Annotated in this window: 27 protein-coding genes, 1 tRNA gene and 1 pseudogene; 18 read left to right on the top strand and 11 right to left on the bottom strand. The window is 53.2% G+C overall.

All coding sequences use genetic code 11. From position 1 onward, the window contains the following. Positions 1 to 10: 10 nt before the first annotated feature. Together CQ011_RS02355 and CQ011_RS02350 are read right to left on the bottom strand one after the other, a co-directional pair. The gene (locus tag CQ011_RS02355; RefSeq protein WP_105674265.1) at positions 11 to 1,237 is read right to left on the bottom strand and encodes a glycosyltransferase; all 1,227 of its coding nucleotides are present in this window, start codon (positions 1,235 to 1,237) and stop codon (positions 11 to 13) included. A gap of 238 nt (positions 1,238 to 1,475) precedes the next feature. Continuing rightward, entirely contained in the window at positions 1,476 to 1,736 is a 261-nt protein-coding gene (locus CQ011_RS02350; protein ID WP_105674263.1) for a GlsB/YeaQ/YmgE family stress response membrane protein, read from the bottom strand. Between the two features lie 1,185 nt (positions 1,737 to 2,921). Here CQ011_RS02350 and CQ011_RS02345 point away from each other — a divergent pair. From CQ011_RS02345 to CQ011_RS02335, 3 genes are read left to right on the top strand one after another with little or no spacing between them, the layout of a single operon-like run. Further along, positions 2,922 to 3,215, top strand: coding sequence for a hypothetical protein (locus CQ011_RS02345; protein WP_105674261.1), 294 nt, complete (start codon positions 2,922 to 2,924; stop codon positions 3,213 to 3,215). After that, positions 3,212 to 3,460 (top strand): hypothetical protein, encoded by a 249-nt coding sequence (locus CQ011_RS02340; RefSeq protein WP_105674259.1) that lies wholly within the window; start codon positions 3,212 to 3,214, stop codon positions 3,458 to 3,460. The genes CQ011_RS02345 and CQ011_RS02340 overlap by 4 nt, the downstream gene beginning before the upstream one ends. Further along, a complete protein-coding gene (locus tag CQ011_RS02335; protein WP_105674257.1) occupies positions 3,453 to 3,665 on the top strand; it encodes a hypothetical protein in 213 nt (70 codons plus the stop codon). The genes CQ011_RS02340 and CQ011_RS02335 overlap by 8 nt, the downstream gene beginning before the upstream one ends. Positions 3,666 to 4,152: 487 nt before the next feature. On the opposite strand, the gene CQ011_RS02330 is transcribed toward CQ011_RS02335, so the two are convergent. After that, positions 4,153 to 4,938 carry a hypothetical protein gene (locus CQ011_RS02330; protein ID WP_105674255.1) on the bottom strand — a complete coding sequence of 262 codons (786 nt, stop codon included), beginning with the start codon at positions 4,936 to 4,938 and terminating at the stop codon, positions 4,153 to 4,155. Between the two features lie 675 nt (positions 4,939 to 5,613). Next, positions 5,614 to 6,570, bottom strand: coding sequence for a DUF3800 domain-containing protein (locus CQ011_RS02325; protein ID WP_105674253.1), 957 nt, complete (start codon positions 6,568 to 6,570; stop codon positions 5,614 to 5,616). 566 nt (positions 6,571 to 7,136) lie between these two features. Between CQ011_RS02325 and CQ011_RS18010 the strand changes: the two genes are divergently transcribed. Further along, the gene (locus CQ011_RS18010; RefSeq protein WP_286161055.1) at positions 7,137 to 7,268 is read left to right on the top strand and encodes a hypothetical protein; all 132 of its coding nucleotides are present in this window, start codon (positions 7,137 to 7,139) and stop codon (positions 7,266 to 7,268) included. A 124-nt stretch (positions 7,269 to 7,392) separates the two neighbouring features. On the opposite strand, the gene CQ011_RS02320 is transcribed toward CQ011_RS18010, so the two are convergent. The 3 genes from CQ011_RS02320 to CQ011_RS02310 form a co-directional block, all read right to left on the bottom strand. Further along, on the bottom strand, positions 7,393 to 8,319 hold the full coding sequence (locus tag CQ011_RS02320) for a hypothetical protein (RefSeq protein WP_105674251.1): 927 nt from the start codon (positions 8,317 to 8,319) through the stop codon (positions 7,393 to 7,395). A 100-nt stretch (positions 8,320 to 8,419) separates the two neighbouring features. After that, positions 8,420 to 9,217, bottom strand: coding sequence for an HNH endonuclease family protein (locus tag CQ011_RS02315; RefSeq protein WP_286161054.1), 798 nt, complete (start codon positions 9,215 to 9,217; stop codon positions 8,420 to 8,422). Positions 9,218 to 9,243: 26 nt separating this feature from the next. Then, positions 9,244 to 10,080, bottom strand: a complete 837-nt coding sequence (locus tag CQ011_RS02310; RefSeq protein WP_286161053.1) for an excalibur calcium-binding domain-containing protein — start codon at positions 10,078 to 10,080, stop codon at positions 9,244 to 9,246. A 246-nt stretch (positions 10,081 to 10,326) separates the two neighbouring features. Here CQ011_RS02310 and CQ011_RS02305 point away from each other — a divergent pair, with 246 nt between their 5' ends. The 6 genes and pseudogenes from CQ011_RS02305 (at position 10,327) to CQ011_RS18000 (ending at position 13,093) form a co-directional block, all read left to right on the top strand. Then, positions 10,327 to 11,052, top strand: a complete 726-nt coding sequence (locus CQ011_RS02305) for a hypothetical protein (RefSeq protein WP_105674247.1) — start codon at positions 10,327 to 10,329, stop codon at positions 11,050 to 11,052. Continuing rightward, on the top strand, positions 11,053 to 11,358 hold the full coding sequence (locus CQ011_RS02300; RefSeq protein ID WP_105674244.1) for a hypothetical protein: 306 nt from the start codon (positions 11,053 to 11,055) through the stop codon (positions 11,356 to 11,358). 439 nt (positions 11,359 to 11,797) lie between these two features. Then, positions 11,798 to 11,920 (top strand): hypothetical protein, encoded by a 123-nt coding sequence (locus tag CQ011_RS18005; RefSeq protein ID WP_286161052.1) that lies wholly within the window; start codon positions 11,798 to 11,800, stop codon positions 11,918 to 11,920. Between the two features lie 83 nt (positions 11,921 to 12,003). Next, a pseudogene (locus CQ011_RS18120) lies at positions 12,004 to 12,180 on the top strand (terminase gpP N-terminus-related DNA-binding protein); the annotation flags it as partial. A 109-nt stretch (positions 12,181 to 12,289) separates the two neighbouring features. Next, complete coding sequence (locus CQ011_RS02290) at positions 12,290 to 12,859, top strand: IS3 family transposase (RefSeq protein ID WP_105674242.1); 570 nt, start codon at positions 12,290 to 12,292, stop codon at positions 12,857 to 12,859. Positions 12,860 to 12,964: 105 nt separating this feature from the next. Continuing rightward, the gene (locus tag CQ011_RS18000) at positions 12,965 to 13,093 is read left to right on the top strand and encodes a hypothetical protein (RefSeq protein ID WP_286161051.1); all 129 of its coding nucleotides are present in this window, start codon (positions 12,965 to 12,967) and stop codon (positions 13,091 to 13,093) included. Between the two features lie 218 nt (positions 13,094 to 13,311). Here CQ011_RS18000 and CQ011_RS02285 read toward each other — a convergent pair. The 3 genes from CQ011_RS02285 to CQ011_RS02275 all read right to left on the bottom strand — a co-directional run bounded on the left by CQ011_RS02285 (position 13,312) and on the right by CQ011_RS02275 (position 15,683). After that, positions 13,312 to 13,395 (bottom strand) — tRNA-Leu (locus tag CQ011_RS02285). A gap of 229 nt (positions 13,396 to 13,624) precedes the next feature. Next, positions 13,625 to 14,311 (bottom strand): NADPH-dependent F420 reductase, encoded by a 687-nt coding sequence (locus CQ011_RS02280; RefSeq protein WP_105674990.1) that lies wholly within the window; start codon positions 14,309 to 14,311, stop codon positions 13,625 to 13,627. A 94-nt stretch (positions 14,312 to 14,405) separates the two neighbouring features. Beyond that, positions 14,406 to 15,683, bottom strand: coding sequence for an Nramp family divalent metal transporter (locus CQ011_RS02275; protein ID WP_105674988.1), 1,278 nt, complete (start codon positions 15,681 to 15,683; stop codon positions 14,406 to 14,408). Between the two features lie 285 nt (positions 15,684 to 15,968). Here CQ011_RS02275 and CQ011_RS02270 point away from each other — a divergent pair, with 285 nt between their 5' ends. From CQ011_RS02270 to CQ011_RS02250, 5 genes are read left to right on the top strand one after another with little or no spacing between them, the layout of a single operon-like run. Then, the gene (locus CQ011_RS02270) at positions 15,969 to 16,628 is read left to right on the top strand and encodes a response regulator transcription factor (protein ID WP_105674986.1); all 660 of its coding nucleotides are present in this window, start codon (positions 15,969 to 15,971) and stop codon (positions 16,626 to 16,628) included. After that, positions 16,625 to 18,049 carry a sensor histidine kinase gene (locus CQ011_RS02265; RefSeq protein ID WP_105674240.1) on the top strand — a complete coding sequence of 475 codons (1,425 nt, stop codon included), beginning with the start codon at positions 16,625 to 16,627 and terminating at the stop codon, positions 18,047 to 18,049. Before CQ011_RS02270 ends, CQ011_RS02265 begins: the two co-directional genes overlap by 4 nt. Then, on the top strand, positions 18,042 to 19,013 hold the full coding sequence (locus tag CQ011_RS02260; RefSeq protein WP_146112543.1) for a TAXI family TRAP transporter solute-binding subunit: 972 nt from the start codon (positions 18,042 to 18,044) through the stop codon (positions 19,011 to 19,013). The genes CQ011_RS02265 and CQ011_RS02260 overlap by 8 nt, the downstream gene beginning before the upstream one ends. Before the next feature lie 36 nt (positions 19,014 to 19,049). After that, a complete protein-coding gene (locus CQ011_RS02255) occupies positions 19,050 to 20,366 on the top strand; it encodes a M20/M25/M40 family metallo-hydrolase (RefSeq protein WP_105674235.1) in 1,317 nt (438 codons plus the stop codon). A gap of 11 nt (positions 20,367 to 20,377) precedes the next feature. After that, positions 20,378 to 21,517 (top strand): acyl-CoA dehydrogenase family protein, encoded by a 1,140-nt coding sequence (locus CQ011_RS02250; protein WP_105674233.1) that lies wholly within the window; start codon positions 20,378 to 20,380, stop codon positions 21,515 to 21,517. On the opposite strand, the gene CQ011_RS02245 is transcribed toward CQ011_RS02250, so the two are convergent. Further along, positions 21,506 to 21,748 carry a DUF5703 family protein gene (locus CQ011_RS02245; RefSeq protein WP_105674230.1) on the bottom strand — a complete coding sequence of 81 codons (243 nt, stop codon included), beginning with the start codon at positions 21,746 to 21,748 and terminating at the stop codon, positions 21,506 to 21,508. The genes CQ011_RS02250 and CQ011_RS02245 overlap by 12 nt on opposite strands. 44 nt (positions 21,749 to 21,792) lie before the next feature. Between CQ011_RS02245 and CQ011_RS02240 the strand changes: the two genes are divergently transcribed. The 3 genes from CQ011_RS02240 to mshC all read left to right on the top strand — a co-directional run bounded on the left by CQ011_RS02240 (position 21,793) and on the right by mshC (position 24,268). After that, positions 21,793 to 22,011 (top strand): hypothetical protein, encoded by a 219-nt coding sequence (locus CQ011_RS02240; RefSeq protein ID WP_105674228.1) that lies wholly within the window; start codon positions 21,793 to 21,795, stop codon positions 22,009 to 22,011. 78 nt (positions 22,012 to 22,089) lie between these two features. Further along, on the top strand, positions 22,090 to 22,914 hold the full coding sequence (locus CQ011_RS02235; protein ID WP_105674226.1) for an undecaprenyl-diphosphate phosphatase: 825 nt from the start codon (positions 22,090 to 22,092) through the stop codon (positions 22,912 to 22,914). A 91-nt stretch (positions 22,915 to 23,005) separates the two neighbouring features. After that, positions 23,006 to 24,268 carry a cysteine--1-D-myo-inosityl 2-amino-2-deoxy-alpha-D-glucopyranoside ligase gene (gene mshC, locus CQ011_RS02230; RefSeq protein WP_105674224.1) on the top strand — a complete coding sequence of 421 codons (1,263 nt, stop codon included), beginning with the start codon at positions 23,006 to 23,008 and terminating at the stop codon, positions 24,266 to 24,268. Positions 24,269 to 24,301 lie beyond the last annotated feature (33 nt).

Genomic DNA, 24,301 nt, shown 5'->3' with positions numbered 1-24,301 from the left:
AAGATTGTTGCTATAGTGTCGGCGCCGGGGTGCTCGCCATGCGGTAGCTGGCTAACGAAGTTACAGCTGCTCGTTCCCAAGTGAATTCGCCACTGTGCTCGAGGGCAGCGTGTCCAGCTTGGGTGACCATGGCCGGATTGCGCGCGAGGGTCAGTAGCTGTTGTGCCCACAGATGAGGAGAACAATCCTCCATCAGCCAGCCCGATTCACCGTCGTTGACCGCATAGGCCAATCCGCCCACATGGTTTGCGAGCACCGGGGTGCCACAAGCCTGAGCCTCAGCAGCTACCAACCCAAAGGTTTCTGATAGCGAGGGTACTGCCACCACGTCGGCGTTGGCGAAGACTGCGGCAAGTTCGTGGGGTTGCAAAGGACCGAAAAAACTCAGCACGTCGCTAACCGAAAGTTCCGCGGCAAGGGCTGGCAGATCATAATCTGCGGAGCCAGAATTTGCTCCGAATAATGACGCGGTGATTTTCAGTGACGGGTCCTCGGCGCGGGCGATTGCGATCGCCTCGATCAGGACGTGGGCACCCTTGAGTCGTTGGAGCCTGCCAGCGTAAACCAGATGTAGATCATCGGCACCCAGTGGGCGGCGCAGCTTGTTCTGGTCGGGGTGGAAAATCTTGTGATCAACTCCGGGCAGCACCACATCAAGTTTTTCTTTATCTACGCTGTAGAACCGGGAAAGTTGTCTGGCCTCAACCGGAGTATTAGCGATGATGCGAGTTGCTCCGGCGAGTAGAAGGCACTCAGCATCCTTACGCTCTTCGGGTTCGGGGATGCCAGACTCAAACTCTTTGGCAGCAGCGGAGGTATGAAGCGAAACAACTAGGGGAATGTTCCATGCTTCGGCTAGTTGTAAACCGACCATTCCGGAGAGCCAGTAGTGGCCGTGGATGATGTCAAAGTGTAATTCAGATGCATATTCACCGATCAGCGATGCTGCTTCATCAATGATCTTGGGTAGTTCTTCTTTGGACAGCTTTGTCCCAGGACGTATCTGTACCTGATGCATGAATACGGTCGGGCTCACTTCGCTCGACGTTGATTCATCGGCGGTACGAGTGAACATATGTACCTCATGGCCCAATGCCCCGAGGGCTAAGGAGAGGTTTCGAATGTACACGTTCATGCCACCGGCGTCGCCGGAACCTGGTTGTTCCATGGGCGAGGTGTGTAGGGAGAGCATGGCGATACGCATGAAGGCTCCAAAGCTGGCGGACGAAATCGTCATTTTACTAATTGATGACCATCACCGATCGTACCAAGCTCAGCGATGACTTAGTGCGCTTACAAAACGGTTTCTTGTGATCGGAAGCAGTTAGGTTGCTAATTTTCCCGGCTATTGACGCTGGGAAACCTGAATCTTCACCTGCTTGGAATCCGTCAGGCCGCTGCATTTTGTGGCCAGCCACCCAAGATATAGAAACGGCCTCGCTCCCATAGGAACGAGGCCGTTTCTTTATGCGTAATTACGCCTTCTTGCGAGTCAAGAATCCCCAGATAATGAGAACAATCAACGAACCGCCGATTGCAAGTAGCCATGTCGACAACGACCAGAACGAGCTAATGTCAACGCTAAACAGCGCGGAGCCGATCCAGCCGCCAACAATGGCGCCAACAACACCAAGTACCAACGTAGCGATCCAGCCGCCACCCTGCTTACCTGGCTTGATTGCCTTTGCAATCGCACCGGCAATAAGACCCAAGACAATCCAACCAATGAAACCCATGACTATTCCTCTTTCAAGTTATAAGTGACTTCGTTCAGCATCTGGACTGAGATGCACTCGCAGAACATTACCGATGAGTAGCAGTGATTACTAATCAGGAACTGTGTAGGTCCTGTCATTGGGTCCACGCGAGCGGTAAATACGTGTTGTTGGATGGTTTTCCATTGAATTGGATGGCTAAGTTTGATCCGGTGCGGAGCCTAAATATCTGGATGACAATACTAGTCAACTTTGGTTTCATGGTTGTAAACATGCAATGGATAATTATGGAGAGCTCCCCGATTGTTGACCTGTGTTGTGTGGGTTACAGGGACCAAGGTCACAGTGTTTCGGGCAGATCAGCGAGAGAATATGCCTACGATTCGAAGCATTATTCAAGGGAGTGAGCGACCTAATCAGAACTTGAATTAACGTTGCTGAGCTTCGCTCGTCGATTTCCTACGGTGGAGGAATCTGCTGGAACCCAGTAGGTCTGGCCTTTACACTTCATGGGTTATGTCCCAGTACTCAGATTGGAACTACGGTCGGCAGTGAAGTGGCCTGAGAGCCCTGGTGATATCTGCAAGGTGAGGCCGGCTCGGTTGCTCATGCCTTGCTAGTAGCAGCGTGTCAGCAGATTTGGCGTTCCGGTCAATGTGGGTAAAAAGAAAAACCCCGGTTGACCGAAGTCAACCGGGGTTCTACCTGTGCGAGAAAGGGGATTTGAACCACTGTTTCGCCTAGTCATGCCGGTTACGACTCTATTTAATTGTTGATTCCTTGTGGAAACTGTTGACGTGTGTTGCCCGTTGTTGCGTTTCTGGTTGACAGCGTCAAGACCGAAAACTTGGGTCTTCTACATGCCGGACTTCAATGCCTCTAAACGTGCAGACGGGCAATGATCAACTCCGTACCCTTGGGTTTCATGTTGTAGCGTTCTGGTGGCCAAGCTTGAACCCAGCGACGCCGCAGCCAAACGAGGCACCGCTGTCCACGACCTCGCCGAACAAATCAACCTCACCGGCACAGCCGATGTACCTGACGACCTCGCCGAAGTCCTCGTAGGCAACCGCAAGCACTGGTACTCCGGCAAGGTTGACCTTTCGGGGAGTCGCCCCTTTTGCAGATTGTCGAAGAAATCGCTGCAGGTTGGGTCATTGAAGTCACCGTGGAGAAGTCCAAACCAATCGATTTCGAGGAAACCAAATGAGCAACCTACCCGGCAACCCGTGCGGTACCGCGTCACACGTCAGCCCACACGAGGGTGAGAACGACGGAGACTGGACGATCGCCCAAGCCACCCTCGCACTCGCATACGAGCAGAGGTCAGCGAACCTAATCGCGTTGGCAACTCTCACCGCGAACTCCAACACTGACTACGACATGGAAACCATCTACAAGAGATTAGGAATGGGGCCAGGGGAACGAGTGAGCACAAGATCAGCGTCGATGGGCTCAGTGTTGAGTGCACCGCTCCGACAGATGCCAAGTGTCGCATGAGACCAAGCTGCGAGCCCGAAGAGTGGAGCGCAAAGGGCTGCCGAGACCACGCCGGGGAGCACAAACTCACCGCGGGTCATGACTGCTGGCTTATCAATTGGGTCAACGCCTCCGGGCTCGAAGACAGTTATCACGACTTCGACAAGTACCAGATCACGCCGAAGCCATGCGCGCCAGTTGAACTAATAAACGAATACCCCGACGCGGTGCTCTGGAAATACGAGGAAGTGAATCCCAGTGAGTGACAACCCACTAACCCCTGAGCAAATCGTCCAAGGATCTCCAACGCTCAAAGCTGCCGTGATCGCCGGAGTGAAGATGGGCGCGAGAAGTGACTCTGAGGCAGTCCGAAACTACCGCGCATCACGTGACTGCATCGTGGCGGCACTGCCAGGGTTGCGTGCACGCTTCACCCCTGCCCCCGCTGTGGTCGAAGCTTTTACCCCGTAAGTGCTGAACATCAAGGGTTGGACATGTGGCTGCGAACCAGGCAACTACGACACCTGCGACGAGTGTCAGTCAGCTTGCGACGAGCTATCCAACTTCTTGCGCCGGGGAGGGGAGCATGCCTAGGCTCCTGTACCAGTTTCAGCGTGCGAGCGAGTTCAGGAACCGGTCGAAATGGATAAACACGAACCGATACGCCGAATGGCGAATGATGCTGAACCACGGCCACTGCCGGTACCACGACCTGATAGATAACCGGGATAACGCGGTAATCCGCAACCCGCGCATGAAGCCACTTTTATCGAGAGGTGGCGGGTGGAAAGTTTTCGAAACTCGCGGATAGGAGCACCGAAATAGGGATCGCACGGATTACCGGGTGATTCATTGAACACAACTTAGACTAATGACCGGCACCTACACAGCAAGAATATCCAGGAGACATCCTGTCGTGGAAGACTCCGTAGGTGCCGGCCCGAATTATCCGATGCCGCTATACTCCGGACGCTTCTCCTAGGTCCTCAAGCTCAACATCCAAGCCGGTACCAGCCGATGAATCAATGGCTAGCAGAATCGCATTGGTGATCGACACGGCTGGAACGCCAGTTAAAGCATCGATCATGATTCCGCCAGCGATACGAACAGACCACTTCATGAACTGCCGAGCTTTCGAGGGCGTGGGCTCTGATTGCGCAGCCGCGCTAAGTAAACCGGACAATGTGGCAAGGTAACGAATGACCAACTCTGGCGACACAGGATCTTGTTCGAGTATTAACTCGGTTTGATTAATCTGACGCCTTATCGACAACTTCATTTGCTCGCTAATAGACGATTCATCCAGGTCGGTTTGTACTTCTTGAAGTATCGCCAATAACCAATCGAAATTGGGGTGAGCCTCAGGAGGAGCTAGCGTCTCACCCATGGTCATCATTGACGCCGCCATTCTCAGTAGTTTGGCGTCGCTGATCTCTACATCGTCCAGAATTTGTCGAGATTCGACCGTACGCAGAAGACGGGTGGCTTCCCACATGATTGCAAGTAAATGGCCTGCATCCAAATATTTCGAAGCAATAGGCTGTTCAGTCACAAAAGCTTCGAGTACTAACTGGCCCTCTAGGGCACTACGAGCAGCTGCAACCGAAATGGTTTCGTTATTTCGTAGACCTAAAGCTTGTTGGCATTTGTAGGTCAGGCTGGTGTATGACGGTTCATTGTCCTGAGCCGCGAGATACAGATGCTCGTAGACTTCGGCGAGTCGAACTAGTGGGTGTGTGGACATTCTTCCTCTATTTAGAACGCTAATTTATCGAGTGAGTCCGTTAATTATGGACTGGATTTCGTGGCCTTGCTAATTCTCTTTTTTGACGAGGCTAGAGGCTACATTTTGATAAAATGATCAGTTACATTCATGAATTGGTGGACACAATAACGATAGACAGGTTAGAGCCCTGCCTACCACTGGACGGTGTGGAATTGTAGACGAGGGCCGCAAAATGGTTAGATTCGCGATCCACTTAAGAAGAGTTTACTCATAACCAATCCAGTCGCTGACCTGTAACGAATAGTAAGCGGTACTGTGTCAGGCGTATGCAAAATGAGGTGTCAACAACTAGTACAGTGCCCCTAAAGGTGGGTTACGATAAGTGTTGGTGTTCAGGGATGCCGCCAATTCGGTGATTTCCGCCATGCGAGTGAGAAACCAACAAACCGAGCCATCAGTCCCGTACATACAAGTCGACCCCGAACCTTCCCTCAAGAAGTTCGGGGTCGACTTTTCGGTGCAATAGATAAATTGCCGGGATTGATCCAAGGTAATGCTCGCAACGTGAGTCAAAGATACCCACGAGTAGATAAAGTCACATTGTGTTGTGCCAAAAAAATGTGCGAGGATTGTTGTGTAGGGAGGAAACTTCCCACCTTGCCTTAGGCCCTGTCATTGACGGGGTCTTCGTGCTTAAGGCCAAATTCGGTGTGATCCACAACCTACGAACATGGGCTGCATCAGAGCCCAAAAATTGTTTTTTGTCTGTTGTGCGCGTTCATCAGTTTCTTTATGCGTTTTAACCCTGTTGTAAATGTAGGTGACGCAATCAATGGCTTGAAGAGCGTAAGTTGTCTTCGAATCCATGAAAGTCATCTCGGGGTGTAGTAAGCCGAGTTTTGAAGATTTATAACCCCACGTCCCATAAAGCTGATAATCCGTAAAATTAGAAGTACTTTCAGTCTTGGTGTGGTGTTCGTCAGCAAAAACCCGAGTGCCTGGCCGTTCACCATCAACTAACGACCGAGTAATAAGGCAAGCATCGATTCGTTCAAAAAGGTAGTTGAACGCAATTTCCCGTGGCGGAAATTCATCTTTGTACTTACGTGCAGCGTGTTTCGCACGGTCAATACCTTCAATATGAACACACCCGCCGGACTCGGCCACAGCGGTAAGTATCTTGTTCATAATGCCCACACGGTACCGGATGGGTACTCCGCGCCATACTCTCTTACCGCTCATGAACTCCCATCCGTGAAATTCGAAGTCCATTGGAAGCTTTGGGTAGTCGCGAAGGACCTGCTCGTGGATCGCGGTCATCTTTTCTGCCAAGGACCGATATAGCTGTTGGGTGATTACTAAAGCACCAAGAAAATAATGAGACGTGTTCTTTTCTGATTCGTCAATAAATGCACCGTGCGTCAAAGTTTGGTCCCCATTCATTACGAAGCGGTGAAGTGATTCGTTAATCATGGCACGTTCGACTCCGAGATAACGTACCTTTTTCGACCAGGTATCCGAACTGTGCAACGAAACCCCGGCAGCATAAAAAGTTTGATGATGTCCCTTTTCATCGTTCGTGCCATGGATCCCAACCTGAGCCCTTGTTTCTTCGAAAATTGGGGTTTTGCAGGTCTGAGAAGTATGCATCCTGCAGATTTTGACCAATCTAAATCTCGTTCCTGTTGAGTCACGTGTGCCAATAGTTGAAGTTTTCGTCTGACTTTATCCACAGGTTTAGTCACAGGTGTCAGTATTTCCGGCCCCATGGTCAGCTGATGGATGAGTTGTGGACTGTTCGGTGCCCGAATGTGATTTCAGAGTGATCGTAATCACGATGAAATACGGCTTTTCGCGTGAGCGGGCTTTCGAGTGCCCCACACATACATTCAGAGCCCCAACCTGGAAGCTCAGAAACCGATCCTGCGGGACCCCTGAAACAAAAGGTGATTACCTTGTTCATTACCTGCTCGAACTGCAACGAAAAGATCCAGCCCAACGACGACGCGTTCAACGGACACATCCACACCCGGACCGAACTCGGCTCATGCCACACCATCAGCAGCGCCTGAGCCACCATCGGCATCCAAGTATGGGAAGACGACGACAACGTTCTACGCATCGCCGGAACAACCGACAGCGCCCAAGCGCTAGACGCGGCGAAACGCTACTACAAAGAAATCAACGGCACCGAACCAGCCGGCCTCAACGTAGCCGTGTACAGCTTCAAACTCGACTGGACCGACAACGGAACAGAGAACGAAGGAGAAAAGATCAAGATCATCCGCGTACCAGGCGCCAACGAACTCGACGGGTACACCCCGTTGCTGTCCTACGACTGGAACTAACAACTAACTAACAGTGGGCGGGGTGGTATACCTCGCCCACTACACGTATTTAATCGCATCGTGAGTTACCAGTCCTACACGTCGCATAAAGTCGATGCCTCTAAGCTAACGGACATGGAATGGTCTAGTCCTTGCTGAGACGGAAAGGGGGAACAGAAATTCCAGACTTCTCAAGGATATTCTTGACGGCTTCTTGTTCTTGAACGGACAATAACTCCCACATGATCTGCCATTTTTTGAGCTTTGCTGGAACCGTAGACGACATCATGTCGAAATCAGGATGACGCGGGTCGAGCTCACGTGAGAGCTCAATAAACTCCCTCATCCCATGATCAGGCCCGGACATAAAGGTTGACTCGCCTTGCAGTCTTTTAGCGAATTTTGCAGATGACAAAACTCGACCTGAACTATCCATGGCTCGAGTTCCCAGATTCGGACGCAACGAAAGTTCAATCGAAACCAAGCGACTTAATATTTGCTCGTTGATCTCGGCCTGAGCTGATTCTGGATCTAATGATCCTTTGGCCCTTTTAAACGCGTTGAATTGTGTCAGTGGAGTTTTCGGTTGGTAAGCAGTAGAGAATATATTGGCTGCAATACCCGAAATTGCTGTTATTGCTGAATCCACGGACTCTGGGTCTGACAGATCGTAGGGAATCGTCCGAAGGTCAGCGACATCGAAAGGGATTGGCTGACCGCTTTCAATGATGTGAATAACAGGCTTCTCCCAGCCGTGCGCTATTGCAAGTTCGTAAAACACGTTGGGATTCTGATCAGTCAAATCAGCGATTATCAAATCCGCTTTGTCGATCCGTTCAATAATGTCGTGACCAATTGAATCTGGAGACAGCGAACCGTCACCCCTCGTAACTTCCCAAACTGACTCAGGCAAGGCTTTCTTGATAATGAAATCCAAACACAGCTTGGCCTTTCTGTAACCTTCAGTTCCCTGCGAACCGATCGGCGAAATCACGAACACAGATTTAGTCTTCCCCACATCGTTTGTCGCGTCGGCTTTCTTAGGCTGAGAGGTTGGTGTTGGATTTGCCATGAGCAAGCTTCTTTCTGATTATATTTAGGAGTTCGTGCGTAGTTGATGCTGTTGTTGAGTTACGTTCGATAGCTATCCACGTGTCAAATAGGGAGTGTGCCTACTTGCATTTGTCTGAGAGGACTTGCTGAGATGCCCGATGTTCTGCTTTGGTCATCCAGAGGTCATATTTGTGTTTTACTTCGACCTGGTGGGTGACGTATTCGCACCAGTACCCGCGGTTTGGTGGTAGCCACGTTGCGGCGTCGCTGTCGCCTTTGGATGCGTTGGTTGGACCGTCCACTGCTAATAAGTTCAAGGGGTCATTGGAGAACGCTACTCGACGCTCTGGCGAGAGTTGTTGTGCACCCTTCTGCCACGCGTCAGAGAGCGCCACAACATGGTCAATCTGCACGGCATTGCTCGTGCCTTGCCCACGCTGGAACTCAATAGTCTTCCCAGTGAAAGGGTCCAGAAGGTTGCCGGTGAGAACAACGCACTCCCTGGTGCCAGCCTTATAGGTGTGCACATCAAGGTCACGGTCGAGAATGTCGTTACGAGCATCGCAACCATTCCGGTCCGGATCACCCCAACCACTTCCGAACAGGTCACGGTCGTAACCAGTCTTGGGCGCGCGGCCCTTTACCGGTATCTCATCCAACAGTCCGAGTGCTCCGGAAGTTGCACTGTTTTTCTTCGCCTTAGGTGCATGAGGCTTGGACAGTACAGAAGCGCTGGGAAGATCCGGTTCCGTCTTCGGAGCTTCCGGTGCAACAGTAGGCGCTTCCGTCCTGACAATGATCGGCGGCGCCTCGGTACGAATGACAATCTCAGCCGGTTTGACCACATCAGCTGAAACTTCCGGCACTAACGGTGCGTTGCCGGCGGTTGACCCGCAACCAACCAACAGCAAACTCACCAAAGCGAGCCCGATAAAGCGACTTTTTATTCGCAAGCTACGCCGTCACCATCACGATCCAGTTTGCGTGAATAACCTGGATCAACGCTATAGATAGGCGCTGCTCCAGCCGATCGTACTTCACTGCAGTTAGCGTAGTACGCGCTGACCGGTGCCGGGGCTGGTGCTTCGTAGGCTTCTTCGATGGCTTCTTGCTCAGCGATACGAGCAGCTTCCTCCTGCGCAGCAATGCGTTTTGCTTCGGCTTTCTGCTCTGCCTTTTTAGCTGCGGCTTTTTCAGTGGCTTTCTTTTCCGCTGCTTTCTCTTCTGCAACTTTTTTGTCAGCTACAGCTTTTTCTTGGGCTTTCTTTGCGGCAGCTGCTTTTTCCTGCGCCACTTTTTCCTTCGCCGCTTTTTCTTCGGCTACTTTCTTAGCAGCCAGAATAGTTTTGTCATGATCATCCTGGTTAGCCCAGGCAAGAACACCAGTCGCACTTGCGTCGCAATAGAGCTTTTCAGCACCCTGTTCCATGACCAACTCGTCACCCTTGCACTCCTGACCGACAAAATCAGCAATAGCGGTAGGGGAAGGAGGCTCTGAGGGGGTAGGACTAGGTGACTCACTGCTAATTACCATCGTCTCTGCAACAGCAGGCGCGGGATTCTTAGCAGCATACTGGGACGAGCCGGTGATGGCGGACGCGACGAACAGCAAAACCATTAAGCCGCCGAACTTCGCGTTTCGTTTACGTCCTCGTAGCCAAGGGAGGCGTCCAATGATGATGCCGATTAATGCCGCGATGATGCCGAGAAAACTCAGTGCGAAGACTAGCTCTGGTAGGGCGATCATAAGTGCGATGACCGCTACGATGACTACGGCCAAGACGATCCAACCTAGTTTCCCCATTCCGGGCTTCTTCTGTTTTGTCGGTCGATCGGGCGCGATGGGGCTAGGAAAGTTGTCCATGAGTCCTTCTGAAGGATTGCGAGTGAGTACCAACTCTTAGTTTGGCGAGCCCCATGACTAAAGGCAATTCATAAGTTTACTGTTAAATTTCCGGAGAAATCGTATACAGATAAAGCACGTTAACTAAAGGACCATGTGTCGATCAAACCATAAGATGTAGGAATGACCACTGCTGAACAATTCGAATGCCAAATTCCCGGTGCTACTTCTGTCAAAGACAGTGTGCTCTATTGTGCAGGAACAGCACCAGACAATTACTTGGTGTTGGGTGATCTCGCAACGTGGATGACAGCCTTCTTCACTCTTGGACTTCTGGCTGCCGCCGTGGTCGCGGGCGCATATGCAGCTAAATCATTCAAGGCATTGAAAGATGACCAGGTAGAGTCCCTGCGACGATTCGACGTAGAAGTCACCCAGAAGGAAAACCAAGCACATCAGGTAAGAGTTGACACGGCCACCATGGGAATGGTTTCTGCGTTCGCTGACCTAATAACGGCAACCAAAGAATCCCAGGACGAAGTTATTCGCGTTTCATCGACCGTAAGAAAAGCAACGGTTCAATATAATCTCATTTGGGAATTCAAAACTCACGAACGACGCAGAATCGACCGTTTCGCAACCAGCCTTGTACTGCTGGCAAGGGCAGCATCATACAAAGACCTCGAAATTGAAGGCGCTCTGCGAGTACTAGACGCCGGCTATTCTGAATTCTGCAACTGGGTCGCGGAACTTTCACGCGGAGAAATCGATATGGACCAATTCACAGTATCGTTGGGCGACTTTGGAGATCGCGTGCGTAAAAAGCATGACCGGTGGTTCCATATTGCAGATGGCCGTTATCGTGAACACGAAACATCAGATAATTTAGACGATTCGGAATCACATTAGATGCAATCTATCAACATGCCTGCCCTAACCCAAGAAGCTAACAACGCTGTGCAATTGGCAGAAGCGGGGCTCAAGCTGCTCGAAGAAATGAAAGACCAGCACTATGATAGCGCCGGCATGTTCGCTTGTTTGGCATTAGCTGCCGAAAAACTAATCAAGATCGCGTATGGACTGGGGACTCACTACGAGACAGGCGAATGGCCAGCGAAAAAGATCAAAGCGTTTAGTCATAAACTCGACGAACTTGAACCCAAAGCCCGGCGTTTCATAACTTCCCACCAAGCCACGGAAAGGAACAAGCGCTAGCTGTTTGGGTCGGGCAAGTTGAATCTCAAGTATGGCTTCCAGACTTATTCTCTATCTTGAAAAATTATGGGTCAGGTGGGCGATTTTACTATCTGGATGCAGTGGTTGGAGGATCGAAATATCCGGCGCCGGAAGATCAATGGTCGGAGCTTGAAGATAATGTAAGCCAGATTCCGTTAGGCGTTCCGATGGATCAGTTCGAAGCACTCCTAGCTGATCGAAGGTCAGCTATCGCGCAAACTTATCGAGATTGGTGGACGATGTACGAAAGTGCTTGGATACACGGCGCATTCGGGCAACTAGGCAAACAGCTGAGCGCATCGATTCCGATTTCTTATCCGGGAAGTTCGACGCGTAATTATTTGATCAAACGGGGATCTGAATTAGACGGTGCATAAGTATGGGGGGGTGCAGACCGAAACCTGGAAGGTTTGATCCCATGAATCGTCGATACACCCTCGAAGAACGCAAAGCAGCGGTTGCCGAGTTCCGGCGGACTAAGTCCATCACGAAGCCCGTCCGAAACCTCGGTTACCCCGGACGCTGGACCTTGCATAAATGAATTCGCGAGCCACTTAAAAGTGGCAGTAAACCCAAGAAACAGTCCAAGACCTTACGTCGCTACCTTGGACTGTTAAGTTAGAAGCAGTCCAATTGCTCAGCGAAGGCCTGCGCCCACCAGAAATAGCTGAACGCTTGAACTTCAAGAGCCATATGAATGTGTATGCGTGGGCGCAAATCTTCCGTGAATCAGGTCGGTGGGGATTGATGAGCAAGAAAGAACGCAGAACAGACCGGGGTTCCCAACCCGGTCCTCATTAGAATCTTCCTTGCCCAAGGACCCAGCAGAGCTGCGAAAACTGGCAGCACAAGTCCTGCTGGACAAGGCTCTGCTCGATGAGGAGCTGACGCTGATAAAAAAGACGAGAGCATCCTGCCCGGGCATCTGAACAATCGTCAGAAAACCCTGGTAGTTGACGCTCTGCGAAGTTCATATCCTCTGCCCATGCTCCTTGAAACAATCGGGTTGAGCACCTCGATTTTCTATTACCAAGTCAAGGCCATGGGCCGGCCAGACCCGTACGCACACGTGCGCGATCGGATCCATTATCACGCGAAACGTAGCTTCTTCACTTATGGGTATAGGCGCATCTGGTGGACATTGCGTCACGAGGGGTTGGCCGTTAGTGAGAAGGTCGTGAGGCGTTTGATGCATGAAGAATGTATCGAGGTGCGCTTCGCTGCCAGAAAGCGCCGGTATTCCAGCTATGAGGGTGAAACAACGCCTGCTCCGGAGAACTTGGTCCGACGCAATTTTCATGCCGCCAATCCGGGAGAACTTTGGCTGACCGACATCAGCGAATTCTCGGCCCACAACGGCAAGCTGTATCTCTCAGCCATTATTGATTGCTACGACGGTATGGTGGTGGGTTGGAAGACGGGAAGGCATCCCACAATGGATCTTGCCGAGAACGCGTTGAAAGATGCCTTGGCGTTTTAGCGACCAGATCGCGAGCGGGAACTGGTCATACATTCTGACCGAGGAACGCACTATCGGTCCAACTCCTGGATTACGATGACACGCACTGAGAATTTGACTAGATCAATGTCCAAGAAAGGGTGCTCGCCGGACAATTCGGCGTCTGGAGGATTCTTCGGCAGGCTCAAGACCGAGATGTTCTACTTCCGTTCGTGGCCAGACGCTGCCGAGTTGGAGGCAGCGGTCAACGAATAAGCCGAGTTTTACAACAATGAACGAGTCAAGGTTTCGCTCGGTGAGCTGAGTATCGGGCTCAGGTAGCTTAAAAGAGAAAGACTCCAACAAAGAGTCCGCACCACCTCCGGGCTGGTCAAGCCGTCGTGGTGTCAACCCATGTCAGCGGATTTGGCGTTCCGGTCAATATGGGTAAAAGAAAACCCCGGTTGACCGAAGTCAACCGGGGTTTCTACCTGTGCGCGAAAGGGGACTTGAACCCCCACCCCCTTGCGAGGACTAGCACCTCAAGCTAGCGCGTCTACCTATTCCGCCACCCGCGCAGGTTATGCATTGTCTGCGTTATTACCGCTGGCAACGAAGTAAAACTCTACCATCAGATATTCATGAACTCCAATTCGGCAAGCTTAGGTCCTCGGAGTAGCAATTTTCCCGGAATCTTGCGGATAAATCGCAGTTGAGTAGTGCTTTCGGAAGCCAAATGCCATAATCCGTGTCAAGCGTCACAGGTAATTTCTGTATGTATTGACCAAAAGAGGATCCGCCTTGGTATTAGCTTTCGTGCAGTAGTGTGCGCAACTGTGCCACGCTAAGTACCTGATTGAAAATTTCTCCCTCAGGCTCCAGCAAACTACCTTTGGCCAGCTTCCCAACTAGAACTGGAGTGAAGCCTAAAGTACTCACTAGCCGAGCTACAAGAACCGCCTCAGCCTTATGATCCGATGCGACGGCTAAAGCACGTTGCTGAGCCTGACGCGTGGAGCTGTCCGAATCTAGGTCCCAATGACTGATGTGGTTCAACGCCTTGACGAGTCGTGAACTATGGAAATGTTCCGCAATAACTTCGGAGCTAGAAAGCCCAGCGGATTGTCCGTCTTCCAGCCAGATGGGCAGGGGCATATCGTCCCAACGGTTAGTTGCATCGATGAGTGTCAGTCCAGCCAAAGATTCAGGGTCCACATCATCGAGATCGTCTTGCGGCACCATGAGCACGACTAAGGAAACGTCGGTGCCAATGTCTTTGGCTGCTACGGCGGTAGCCTGTGGGGCATATTGAGCCAGGTGATATTTCATCTGGCTCGGTGATCGCGAAGAGGCGATGTTCACCGGAACCCCGACAGTCGCCGCTGCACGCGCCAAAGCGGTGCCAGCTCGCCCTGCGCCTAGGATGCCAATGCGGTCGGTGAAAGGCGTCGTATCTCCCTGCAGGGAACTCAAATTCTTATCTTCGGTAGTCATTGCCTTCAGCGTAGTCGTTGCGACCATACTGACGAACAAAAAGAGGCCTTCATCCCGTATTGCTCGGGGTGAAGGCCTCTTTAGACGCAACTCGCTAACCGCCGAAGAGCGGTGCGAGGTTCTTGATCAATTGCTGAATACCCAGCGCAATGAACAGTATCGCGGTAATAGCAAGAGCCGTGTTGGTGTGCCAGCGGTTGGCCCAGCCCTTAGGAATGCGCTTGCCGTTAAGCAGGCCAAGCAAGGTAATCGCCAAGAACGGCATGAACAGCGAGCCAAGCACGCCGTAGGCCAAGATCAGTGCGATTGGCTTGTCCAGCAAGAACAGAACCATTGGTGGGAAGGTCAGCCAGAGTACGTAGAACTTGAAGTACTTGCCACCGGTCAGGGTGTCTGGGTGGCCAGCTGGCTTCTTGCGCATGTGGCCCCAGAAGTCAGCGAACATCAGCGAAACGCCGTTCCATACACCGATAATCGAGGAGAAGGAAGCAGCCCAGAAGCCCACAAGGAATCCGGTGCCTACAAAGGTGCCGTAACGTTCGTTGAGCACATCACCCAAGTCCAGCAGACCGCGGTCACCAGCGGACAAGGAAACGCCAGCAGCCTGAACTACTTCGGCGCCCACAATAAGCATGGCAATCACGAAGATGCCGGTCATGACGTATGCCATCGAGTTGTCGATACGCATCACACGCATCCACTTCGGGGTGGACCAGCCCTTTTCACGCAGCCAGTAACCGTAAGCAGCCAGGGTAATAGTGCCACCGACACCGCCGGCCAGCGCCAGCGTGTAGACCACGCCGCCGGAAGGAATCATCGGAACGAGTCCCTTGATCATCTCCGGGAAGTTCGGAACAGCAATAATTGCCAGACCAACAACGGTAATGAACATGATGCCCACCAGTACCGCGGTGACCTTCTCGAAGAAGGAGTACCTGCCGAACCAAACCATGGCAAAGCCGGCTAGGCCCATCACGATGGCCCAGATCTTCAAATCCACAGCCGGGAATAGTGCTGCCAGCGGCATAGCCGCCGAACTCATCGCGGTGGCACCGTATACGAAGCCCCAGATGATGATGTACGGACCGAAGTACCAGGTGGTCCACTTACCAAGGGTCTTCCAACCCTCAAAGATGGTCTTTCCGGTGGCCAGCGTGTAGCGTCCGGCGCCTTCGACCAAAACAATTTTGAGGATGACACCCAAAATTACGGCCCACAGGAGGGCGTAACCGTACTGACTGCCCGCCACGAGGGTGGCGACCATATCGGCAGCGCCTACACCGGTTGCCGCAACAACCAGTCCCGGCCCGATAATCTTCCATTTTGGTGGACCGCCACCGTCGCGGTCACCCTGTATCGCGGCGTCGTGCATGCCGGGCTGATTTTGTTCGGCCATGAATGTAATCCTTAAAAGTTCTTGCTCGAGTCCGGTGCGAGTACCGGTGTCTAAGATCTGCACGCGTGATCAAAAAGCAACATTGATCTTAATCACGCCAACATGAGAGTCAGATCTAATGTATGCGTGACTCGTGACATAACCAAGATGTAAGCCAAGTCTTAACACTGTCTTAGGAAACCGATCGGTCGGTCAAGCGATTTGCCCAGCTGATAAAGTGCTCTCAGTGCATGGTGCACCGCAATTTGAAAGGACGTGACCTTGCAGCTGCTCATCGTCGAGGACGACGACGCCGTCGCGACGGCTCTTGCCGACGCCGTTGCAGCTGCCGGGCATACAGCAATCTGTGTCACTCGCGGAGCAGATGCGTTACTACGCCACCGTGAAGCACAGATGATCTTGCTCGATTTGGGTCTGCCGGACATGGACGGGCTGGAGGTACTGCGCAAGTTGCGGCTGATCACTAGTGTTCCGGTAGTGATTCTCAGTGCCCGTGATGATGAACGCAGCGTGGTGCGCGGACTTCGGCAAGGCGCAGATGACTATCTGGTTAAACCCATTGGCCTGACGGTACTTTTGGCGCGCATTGAAGCCGTGGCCAGACGCACGCAGCTAGGTTCTCGAAGCAGCAGTGAACTTCAGATTGGTGAGCTTCGTATCGACCTCGATAAGCGAACCGCCCATATGGGGCAGCGGTTGCTGAATCTCACGGCCAAGGAATTCGATTTGCTCACCTTGCTTGCCCAACATGCTGGCTCGGTAGTCACCCGCGAACAACTACTTGACGCGCTGTGGGGCGACGCGTTCCTGGCGGTATCGCGCTCTTTGGATGTGCACCTGACCGGACTCCGCGCGAAACTAGACAGCCCCGGCATGATCATCAACGTGCGCGGAGTCGGCTACCGCATCGAGTCCTCGTGAGACGCCGCGTCATTCTGATCCTAGGTTCGTTGTTGGCCTTATTAGTGATGATCGTTTCTGCGGTTCTCATGCAAAATGCGAGTGTTGACGCTACCCAGCAATTGCGCTTGTCCCGTGCCGCTTCGTTGAATCGTTTTATTCAACTAGCTGCTTCCACAGAAGCAGACCACGGCAAACTCCAGCAGGAAATGGACACCTACTCGCGGATTTACCATGAGGGACTTCTGGTGAGGATGGATGATCAGATCTTCACCTCCGGGAATATTGATCCGCGCGACCCACAAGTGGTTCAAGCGCTCGCGAATACCGAACTGAATCTGGAACACACTGATATTCCTGCGGTCAATCCCTTATCCACCGATCAGGCGCTGATTGCACGCCCCTTTGGAAATTCCACTCAGGTTTTGGGTTCGGTAATAATGCAGGTGAATCTCGATTCCGCGCGGCAACTGGTGTTGCAACGCTGGGTCTTGGTGGTGTTAGTTAGTTTGACCGCGGGGGCCGCACTACTACTGCTGGCAGACCGCGTAACTACGTGGGTACTACGCCCTATTCACCGACTCAACGAAGCGACCAAGGCACTGGCCGCGACAAAAACGGCCGCACCTCTAGAAGTTGCCGGTCCACCGGAACTGCGCGAGTTGGCGCGTTCTTTTAGCACTATGGCGCAGGTGATGACCGCCAGCCTGACACAGCAGCGCGAACTGATCGCCGAAACCTCACATCAATTACGCAACCCGGTTGCGGCCTTGCGGCTTCGCGTCGATCTACTAAAAATGCGTTTAGGCGAAAACGTTGACCCGCAAGGAGTGCAAGCGGTCGAGAAGGAACTTCACAGAGTTGAGACACTGTTGGAAGCTGTTTTGCGTCTAGCCAGCGCCGACCACCGTCTCTCGGAACTGGCCGCTGGAAGTACCCTAGCCACAAGCCTCGCCGACTCCACCGCGGTTCCAGTTCGAGAACTGCTCGTCGAAGAAATAGAACGGCGAACAGAGAGTGCCCGGAAATCTGGTACCGAATTGTTGCTTAGCGCGCAACATCAAAGCGAAGTATGGGTTGACTGCAATGAATTTGAGTTGCAACAAATAATCGCCGAGCTATATGAAAACTGTCTGAAATATGCGCCGGGGGCGCCGATAGAGACGAGCATAATCGCCACGGAGAAAAATGTGGAGATCATTATCAGGGATCACGGACCAGGGTTACACAAGCAAGATCTAGCCTCGGTGACTGAACGTTTTTGGCGTGCGGATCCCGCCAGCCAAAGTCCTGGAACCGGGTTGGGCATGGCAATTGTGGATCGTCTTGCTCAGGCTAATGGAGGCAAACTCAGTGTTGAATCGGCCCCTGGCGGTGGACTGCAAATGAGCTTGTCGCTTCTACGCGGCGCTGCACCGAGGGAAGGGGTTCACGGTGTCTAAAGCTTTGGACCTTGCGCCGCGAAAGATAGGACGCAGGCAACTACTTCGGTGGGGCGGACTGTCAATGCTGGCAACCGGAATGACTGCCTGCTCGACCGGGCCACTTATCGGGCGGTTGGATGTTGCCGGCGGCGAAAGCGGCGGCATGTATTTTGAGTTCGCAAACCTGTTGTGCGAAGCGCTGGTTAAATACAACATTGCTGAAAGCTCCGAAGCGTTGGTTACCGAGGCCAGCGTAGAGAATCTTCGATTGATAAAGAGCGGCCGTGCCGGTCTTTCGCTGGCCTTGGCTGATACGGTGGCGCAATTGAAACCACGCGACAAGTCTTTGGCAGCACTAGGGCGGGTATATCAAAATTATTACCATTGTCTGGTCCCTGAAAACAGCAGCATCAAGACATTAGCTGATCTCAGTGGGCGCCAATTGGGTACCGGAGCTCCCGGTTCGGGCACCTGGGTTACCGGACAGCGGATTTTGAAAGCTGCTGGGCTTGATAGCACTCAGCGAAGTCCACGAGAACGGCAGTTGGGCTATGTGGGTGGCCTCAAAGCCTTATCCGAAGGCGAGATCGAGGCGCTTTTTCTGTTTGGCGGAATCCCGGTCAGTTCGATTACCGAATTGGGAGAAAGCGTTCCTTTGCGCTTGATCGATATGTCTTCGGTGCTCCCAAGCTTGCGGGAACAATACCCGCGACTCTACGAGCATGTGATTATCCCGCAAGGTACGTACCGAGGGATCGACCAGGTCGATACCGTGGGTGTTGCTAACCTATTGATGGCCAACGTGTCCTTGCCAGATCGGGTGGCCTCCGCGGTTGTTGAGCTGCTGGTTAATCATGCTCCCGAACTCATCCCACGTAACAGCGCCGGAATACAATATTTGACCCCCGATACACTGATCTCAACTGGCGGTCAGACATTGCACCCGGCGGCGCTAGAAACGTATCGCAGGCTCCATGGATAACGGCAACCATTCCTGGATTGAATAGAGGTTTGAATAATGTCGAGTACGCACTCTTATGAATTGATGCAAACAGAAGTGGTGGAGATCTGCCAGAAGCTGATCTCCATAGACACCACAAATTTCGGCGATAACAATAGCCGAGGAGAACGCGAAGCGGCGGACTACATTGCCCAATTGCTCAGCGAAGTTGGTATTGCGTCAACAATCTATGAGTCTGCACCGGGACGCGCAAACCTGATCACCCGTATCCCCGGTAGCGATCCGAGCCTGCCCGCACTAGTTGTCCACGGGCATCTGGACGTCGTTCCGGCCATCGCCGAGGACTGGTCAGTAGACCCCTTTGGCGCGCGAATCATTGATGACATGATTTGGGGCCGTGGCGCCGTGGATATGAAAGACATGGACGCAATGATTATCGCCGTTATTCGGCACCTGAAACGCGAGCAAATCAGCCCACGTAGAGATCTCATCATCGCGTTCTTCGCGGATGAAGAAGCCGGTAGTGATTATGGCTCCTTATGGATGGTTGAACAGCATCCAGAGCTCTTTGCCGGAGCAGGCGAAGCGATCAGCGAAGTGGGTGGTTTTTCTACCGAAATCGCCGGGCAACGCGCGTATCTGGTGCAGACCGCTGAGAAGGGGATCGCTTGGATCAAACTTGCAGCTCATGGCGTGGCTGGTCATGGTTCACAGCTAAATAAAGATAACGCGGTCACTCGCTTGGCCTCGGCAGTTGCGCGTATTGGCGAGTATCAGTGGCCGCTGTCCTACACAAAAACCACCAGGGCGCTATTCGAAGAACTCTCTGAAATCTCCGGGATCGAGTTCAACGAAGATCATCCCGAGGGGCTACTGGAAGCGTTAGGGAGCACCAGCCGCTTTGTTGGCGCCACCTTGCAGAACACGTCAAATCCTTCGGTGCTCAAAGCCGGGTATAAGCACAATGTGCTGCCTGGTTACGCTGAGGCGCTGATCGATTGCCGCACCTTGCCCATGGAACATGAATCGACACTGGCGACATTGCGGGAACTGGCTGGCGAGCATGTTGAGCTCAGCCTGGTGCAAGACCAGCCCTCGCTCGAGGTTCCGTTTAGCGGCGAACTAGTCGAATCGATGATTGCGGCATTAAAAGCCGAAGATCCGCAGGCAGTAGTACTGCCCTATATGCTCTCCGGTGGCACCGACAACAAAGCGTTGGCAAAGCTTGATATCACCGGGTACGGATTTGCTCCGCTGCAGCTACCCAAAGACCTCGACTTTACCGGTATGTTCCATGGGGTGGATGAGCGGGTTCCGATCTCGGCACTGAAGTTCGGAACCCGTGTACTTGACCGACTACTACGCAACTATTAGGGGCATCCTGCATGACTATAGAAACTCTTCTCAGCGACGAGCTACTCGCGCGGATGCGCGAACGTGCCGCGAAATACGATGCGGAAAACAGTTTCGCCACCGAAGACTTTGATGAGCTGGTGTCGCTAGGGTACTTGAAGGCCCTGGTGCCTGAGTCTGCCGGCGGGCTGGGATGGAGCTTTGACCAAGTGGTGTTGGCTCAGCGGCGGCTTGCCACAGCGGCTCCGGGTACCGCACTAGCAATCAACATGCACCACGTGTGGGCCGGTGTCGCATACTTGCTTGCCGCCCGCGGAGATGCACGGCTAAACATGGTCACGGACTGGATCGCAGAAGGAGAAGTAATGGCCTTCGGCATTTCGGAACCCGGCAACGATTCGGTGCTTTTTGATTCAAATACCGTGGCGCACACCGCGAGCGATGGTTCGGTGGCCTTTACCGGCGCAAAGATCTTCACCTCACTGTCTCCGGCCTTTACCCGGCTGGGAATCTTTGGCAAGGATGAGCAGACCGGGGAATTAGTTCATGGCTTTGTAGCCCGCGGAGAAAAGGTTCGCTCGCTGGGGGACTGGAACACCTTAGGAATGCGGGCGAGTCAATCGCACACCACCAAATTGGAGGGTGCCGTAGCACCAGCTCAGTGGGTGCATTCCCGATTACCGGCGGGACCAAATGCTGACCCGCTAATCTTCGGAATTTTCGCCTCGTTCCTCACGCTCACGGCCAGTGTGTATGTCGGGATGGCTGAACGTGCGGTACAGCTAAGCCAAAACGCGTTGACCAAACGCACCCACCACGACGGTAGTAGTTACACGCAAGATGTTCGCGCTCGTGGTCTCTTAGCCCAATCAGGGATGCGGATGCTGACCCTTGATGCGCTGCAACACGCGGTAGCCAGCGATTTGGAATCCCGGGTTGATCATGGCGTGAGCTGGTTCCCGCGGCTAGTCACCTTACGAACTCTGGCCGGACAAACCGCGCGAGAGAATATGGAAACCGCCGGCCAACTATTAGGTGGCGGCGGATACTTCCGCGGCAGCGAATTTGAACGTCTCTACCGAGATGTACAGGCCAGCTGGTATCACCCATCAAATGCCGCCTCGGCGGAAAACACCGTGGCTAATTGGCTGGTGGGCCCGCTAGAGTCCTGAGCGCCCAAGGGTGCTGACCACTCGGATCACCTTGCGTCGCATCCAATATTTGCTGGCTCCACCCTCGTAGCGCAGGGTGCGAATATGCTCCCACTTTCCGTTGTCAGAGTGTTCTCGCAAGGCTGCTCGGGCGACGTGTTTGGATTCCGTAGGGAAAGAAGTGATCACCAAATATTCGTACCGGTCATCATTATTCAAGTGCAGCGGGGCCTTGATAAGTTCCTGAAGCATTTCACCTCTATCGAAAGATGGCATTCGGTTGTAGCGTGTGTCTCATGAGCATCGAACCGAGCTACGCGCTACAACAGCTGATCTCACGACTTGAGCAGCACCTGACGGTGGTTTCCCAGAGCCGGGGATCGGCCGACGCAGCCGTTGACGCGGCTTTTGGATCGTTAGCCGACGCGTTCCAGACTTATGAGGATGCCCTCTACGACCAATTTTCCGAACTACTTCCGTTCACCATACCCACGGATGACGACGATGACGAGTGAGTACGGCCACGGATTGATTTTTCTTTCAAACGTCCGTTAATCACCGTGTCGGCCGTCCACGTGACGTAGTGTCAAGGGGTGAATTGGTTTGAAGCAGCTTTTCTCGGATTAATACAGGGCCTGACAGAGTTCTTGCCCGTCTCCTCATCGGCACACTTACGCATTGTGGGCGAACTTCTGCCCAATGCGCAAGATCCCGGTGCGGCTTTCACCGCCATTACCCAATTGGGTACTGAAACTGCGGTCATCGTGTTTTTCTGGCGCGATATTGTACGAATAATCGGAGCCTGGTTTAAGGCGATCACCGGCAAGATTCCGCATTCGGATCCGGACGCGAAAATGGGTTGGCTGATTATTGTCGGCTCGATCCCCATCGCTTTCTTAGGCTTATTGCTGGAAAGCTACATCGATACGAACTTCCGTTCGCTATGGATAGTGGCCACCACACTAGTGGTCTTTGGCGTCTTCCTTGCGATCGCTGACCACTACGGCAAACAAGAACGCACCTTGCAAACGCTAACGGTCAAACACGGTATCTTTTACGGTTTGGCTCAGGCGATGGCTTTGATTCCCGGTGTCTCACGCTCAGGTGGCACCATCACCGCCGGCCTGCTGATGGGCTACACCCGTGAAGCCGCGGCACGATACTCATTCTTGCTCGCCATTCCAGCGGTTTACGCCTCGGGACTGTACAAGCTTTACAAGTCATTTGCCGAACCTGGCGTATACACGTTGGCGCAAACCGGTGTGGCCACCTTGGTGGCCTTCGTCGTCGGATTCTTTATCGTGGGCTGGTTCCTGAAGTTTGTTTCCACCCACTCCTACCGATTCTTCGTTTGGTACCGCTTGCTCTTGGGCCTAGGACTGTTCGTGTTTCTTGGCCTCGGTGTGATCAACGCCTAATACGACAAGAGAGTCAACGGGAATAAACTAAGTTCCCGTTGACTTGCTCTTAAGAGAAGATCGTCTATACATCTGCGAAAGGATGTACTCAGTGCTCGCGTGGAAGTCCCCGGAAGTACCGCATGTTGTCGGATCCGCACCCATTTTGGAGATTTTTGATACCTCCAGCGGAACCAAGCGGGCCACCGCGCCGGCCGATAAAGCCAACAGTCCAGCCAGCATGTATGTCTGTGGCATCACCCCATACGACGCCACACATATGGGTCATGCGGCTACCTATGTCACCTTTGACCTCTTGCACCGCACCTGGTTGGATAACGGCCGTAAGGTGAGCTACACACAGAACATCACCGACGTGGATGATCCGTTGCTCGAGCGCGCCACCGCGACGGGTGTTGACTGGCGAGATCTGGCCGAGAGCCAGATTCAGCTGTTCCGCACCGACATGGAAGCGTTGAACGTCATCGCCCCACACAACTACATCGGTGCCGTAGAGTCCGTCAGTTGGCTGGTACCGGTCGTCGAACGACTGCTGGCCGCAGACTTGGCTTACCGAGTCCCTGCCGGTGAAGACGGGGTAGATGGTGACGTGTACTTTGACACCATGGCCTCGCAGAATGATGCATGGAAGCTCGGTCAGGTATCAAACTACGACCGTGAAACGATGCTCGGCTTCTTCGCCGAACGTGGCGGAGACCCACAGCGAGTTGGTAAGCGTGATGAACTCGATCCACTGCTCTGGCGGATGGCCCGTGAAGGTGAACCTTCGTGGGAAGGTGGCGAACTGGGCACCGGTCGTCCGGGCTGGCACATCGAATGTTCGGTGATTGCCCGAAAGACTCTGCCTGCGCCGTTTACCGTTCAGGGTGGCGGCTCAGACCTGATCTTCCCGCACCACGAATTTTCTGCCGCACACGCTGCTGCCGATGATCAGATCGAATTGGCGCAGAGCTACGTGCACACCGGCATGGTTGGCTTGGACGGCGAGAAGATGAGCAAGTCCCTAGGTAACCTGGTGTTGGTCTCCAAACTCCGTGAGGCCGGGGTGGAGCCCGTAGCGATTCGTGCGGTGTTGCTCTCCCAGCACTACCGAACCAACTGGTCTTGGACAGATGACCTATTGCAGCTTGCACAGCAGCGCGTAGCCACCTGGAGGGAACGGATCACCGCTAGCGGCCTGGCAGAAGCCACTGCACTGCTCACCCGCATTCGCTCACGCATGGCCGATGATCTGAACGCTCCAGCAGCGCTGGAAGCCATCGACCAGTGGGCGGCCACCGAGGCTGAAGGCAGCGGTGAAGGTAGCGAACTGCTAACCCGCGGCTTTGATGCTCTTTTGGGCCTGAAGCTCTAAGCAAGAAAAAATCCTCATGCGAATTTCTTCGCA

The sequence above is a fragment of the Arthrobacter sp. MYb213 genome, from assembly GCF_002979915.1.
In the GTDB taxonomy this organism is placed as follows: domain Bacteria; phylum Actinomycetota; class Actinomycetes; order Actinomycetales; family Micrococcaceae; genus Glutamicibacter.
The sequence above is the reverse complement of the archived record's forward strand: the minus strand, read 5'-3'. Positions and strand labels throughout refer to the sequence as shown.

What these genes read in the sequence shown, in the direction of transcription:
- CQ011_RS02355 (WP_105674265.1), bottom strand. Translation starts at nt 1,237, where the DNA reads ATGACGATTTCGTCCGCCAGCTTTGGAGCCTTCATGCGTATCGCCATG.
- CQ011_RS02350 (WP_105674263.1), bottom strand. Translation starts at nt 1,736, where the DNA reads ATGGGTTTCATTGGTTGGATTGTCTTGGGTCTTATTGCCGGTGCGATT.
- CQ011_RS02345 (WP_105674261.1), top strand. Translation starts at nt 2,922, where the DNA reads ATGAGCAACCTACCCGGCAACCCGTGCGGTACCGCGTCACACGTCAGC.
- CQ011_RS02340 (WP_105674259.1), top strand. Translation starts at nt 3,212, where the DNA reads ATGAGACCAAGCTGCGAGCCCGAAGAGTGGAGCGCAAAGGGCTGCCGA.
- CQ011_RS02330 (WP_105674255.1), bottom strand. Translation starts at nt 4,938, where the DNA reads ATGTCCACACACCCACTAGTTCGACTCGCCGAAGTCTACGAGCATCTG.
- CQ011_RS02325 (WP_105674253.1), bottom strand. Translation starts at nt 6,570, where the DNA reads ATGCATACTTCTCAGACCTGCAAAACCCCAATTTTCGAAGAAACAAGG.
- CQ011_RS02320 (WP_105674251.1), bottom strand. Translation starts at nt 8,319, where the DNA reads ATGGCAAATCCAACACCAACCTCTCAGCCTAAGAAAGCCGACGCGACA.
- CQ011_RS02305 (WP_105674247.1), top strand. Translation starts at nt 10,327, where the DNA reads ATGACCACTGCTGAACAATTCGAATGCCAAATTCCCGGTGCTACTTCT.
- CQ011_RS02300 (WP_105674244.1), top strand. Translation starts at nt 11,053, where the DNA reads ATGCAATCTATCAACATGCCTGCCCTAACCCAAGAAGCTAACAACGCT.
- CQ011_RS18005 (WP_286161052.1), top strand. Translation starts at nt 11,798, where the DNA reads ATGAATCGTCGATACACCCTCGAAGAACGCAAAGCAGCGGTTGCCGAG.
- CQ011_RS18000 (WP_286161051.1), top strand. Translation starts at nt 12,965, where the DNA reads ATGTCCAAGAAAGGGTGCTCGCCGGACAATTCGGCGTCTGGAGGATTC.
- CQ011_RS02280 (WP_105674990.1), bottom strand. Translation starts at nt 14,311, where the DNA reads ATGACTACCGAAGATAAGAATTTGAGTTCCCTGCAGGGAGATACGACG.
- CQ011_RS02275 (WP_105674988.1), bottom strand. Translation starts at nt 15,683, where the DNA reads ATGCACGACGCCGCGATACAGGGTGACCGCGACGGTGGCGGTCCACCA.
- CQ011_RS02255 (WP_105674235.1), top strand. Translation starts at nt 19,050, where the DNA reads ATGTCGAGTACGCACTCTTATGAATTGATGCAAACAGAAGTGGTGGAG.
- CQ011_RS02250 (WP_105674233.1), top strand. Translation starts at nt 20,378, where the DNA reads ATGACTATAGAAACTCTTCTCAGCGACGAGCTACTCGCGCGGATGCGC.
- CQ011_RS02245 (WP_105674230.1), bottom strand. Translation starts at nt 21,748, where the DNA reads ATGCTTCAGGAACTTATCAAGGCCCCGCTGCACTTGAATAATGATGAC.
- CQ011_RS02240 (WP_105674228.1), top strand. Translation starts at nt 21,793, where the DNA reads ATGAGCATCGAACCGAGCTACGCGCTACAACAGCTGATCTCACGACTT.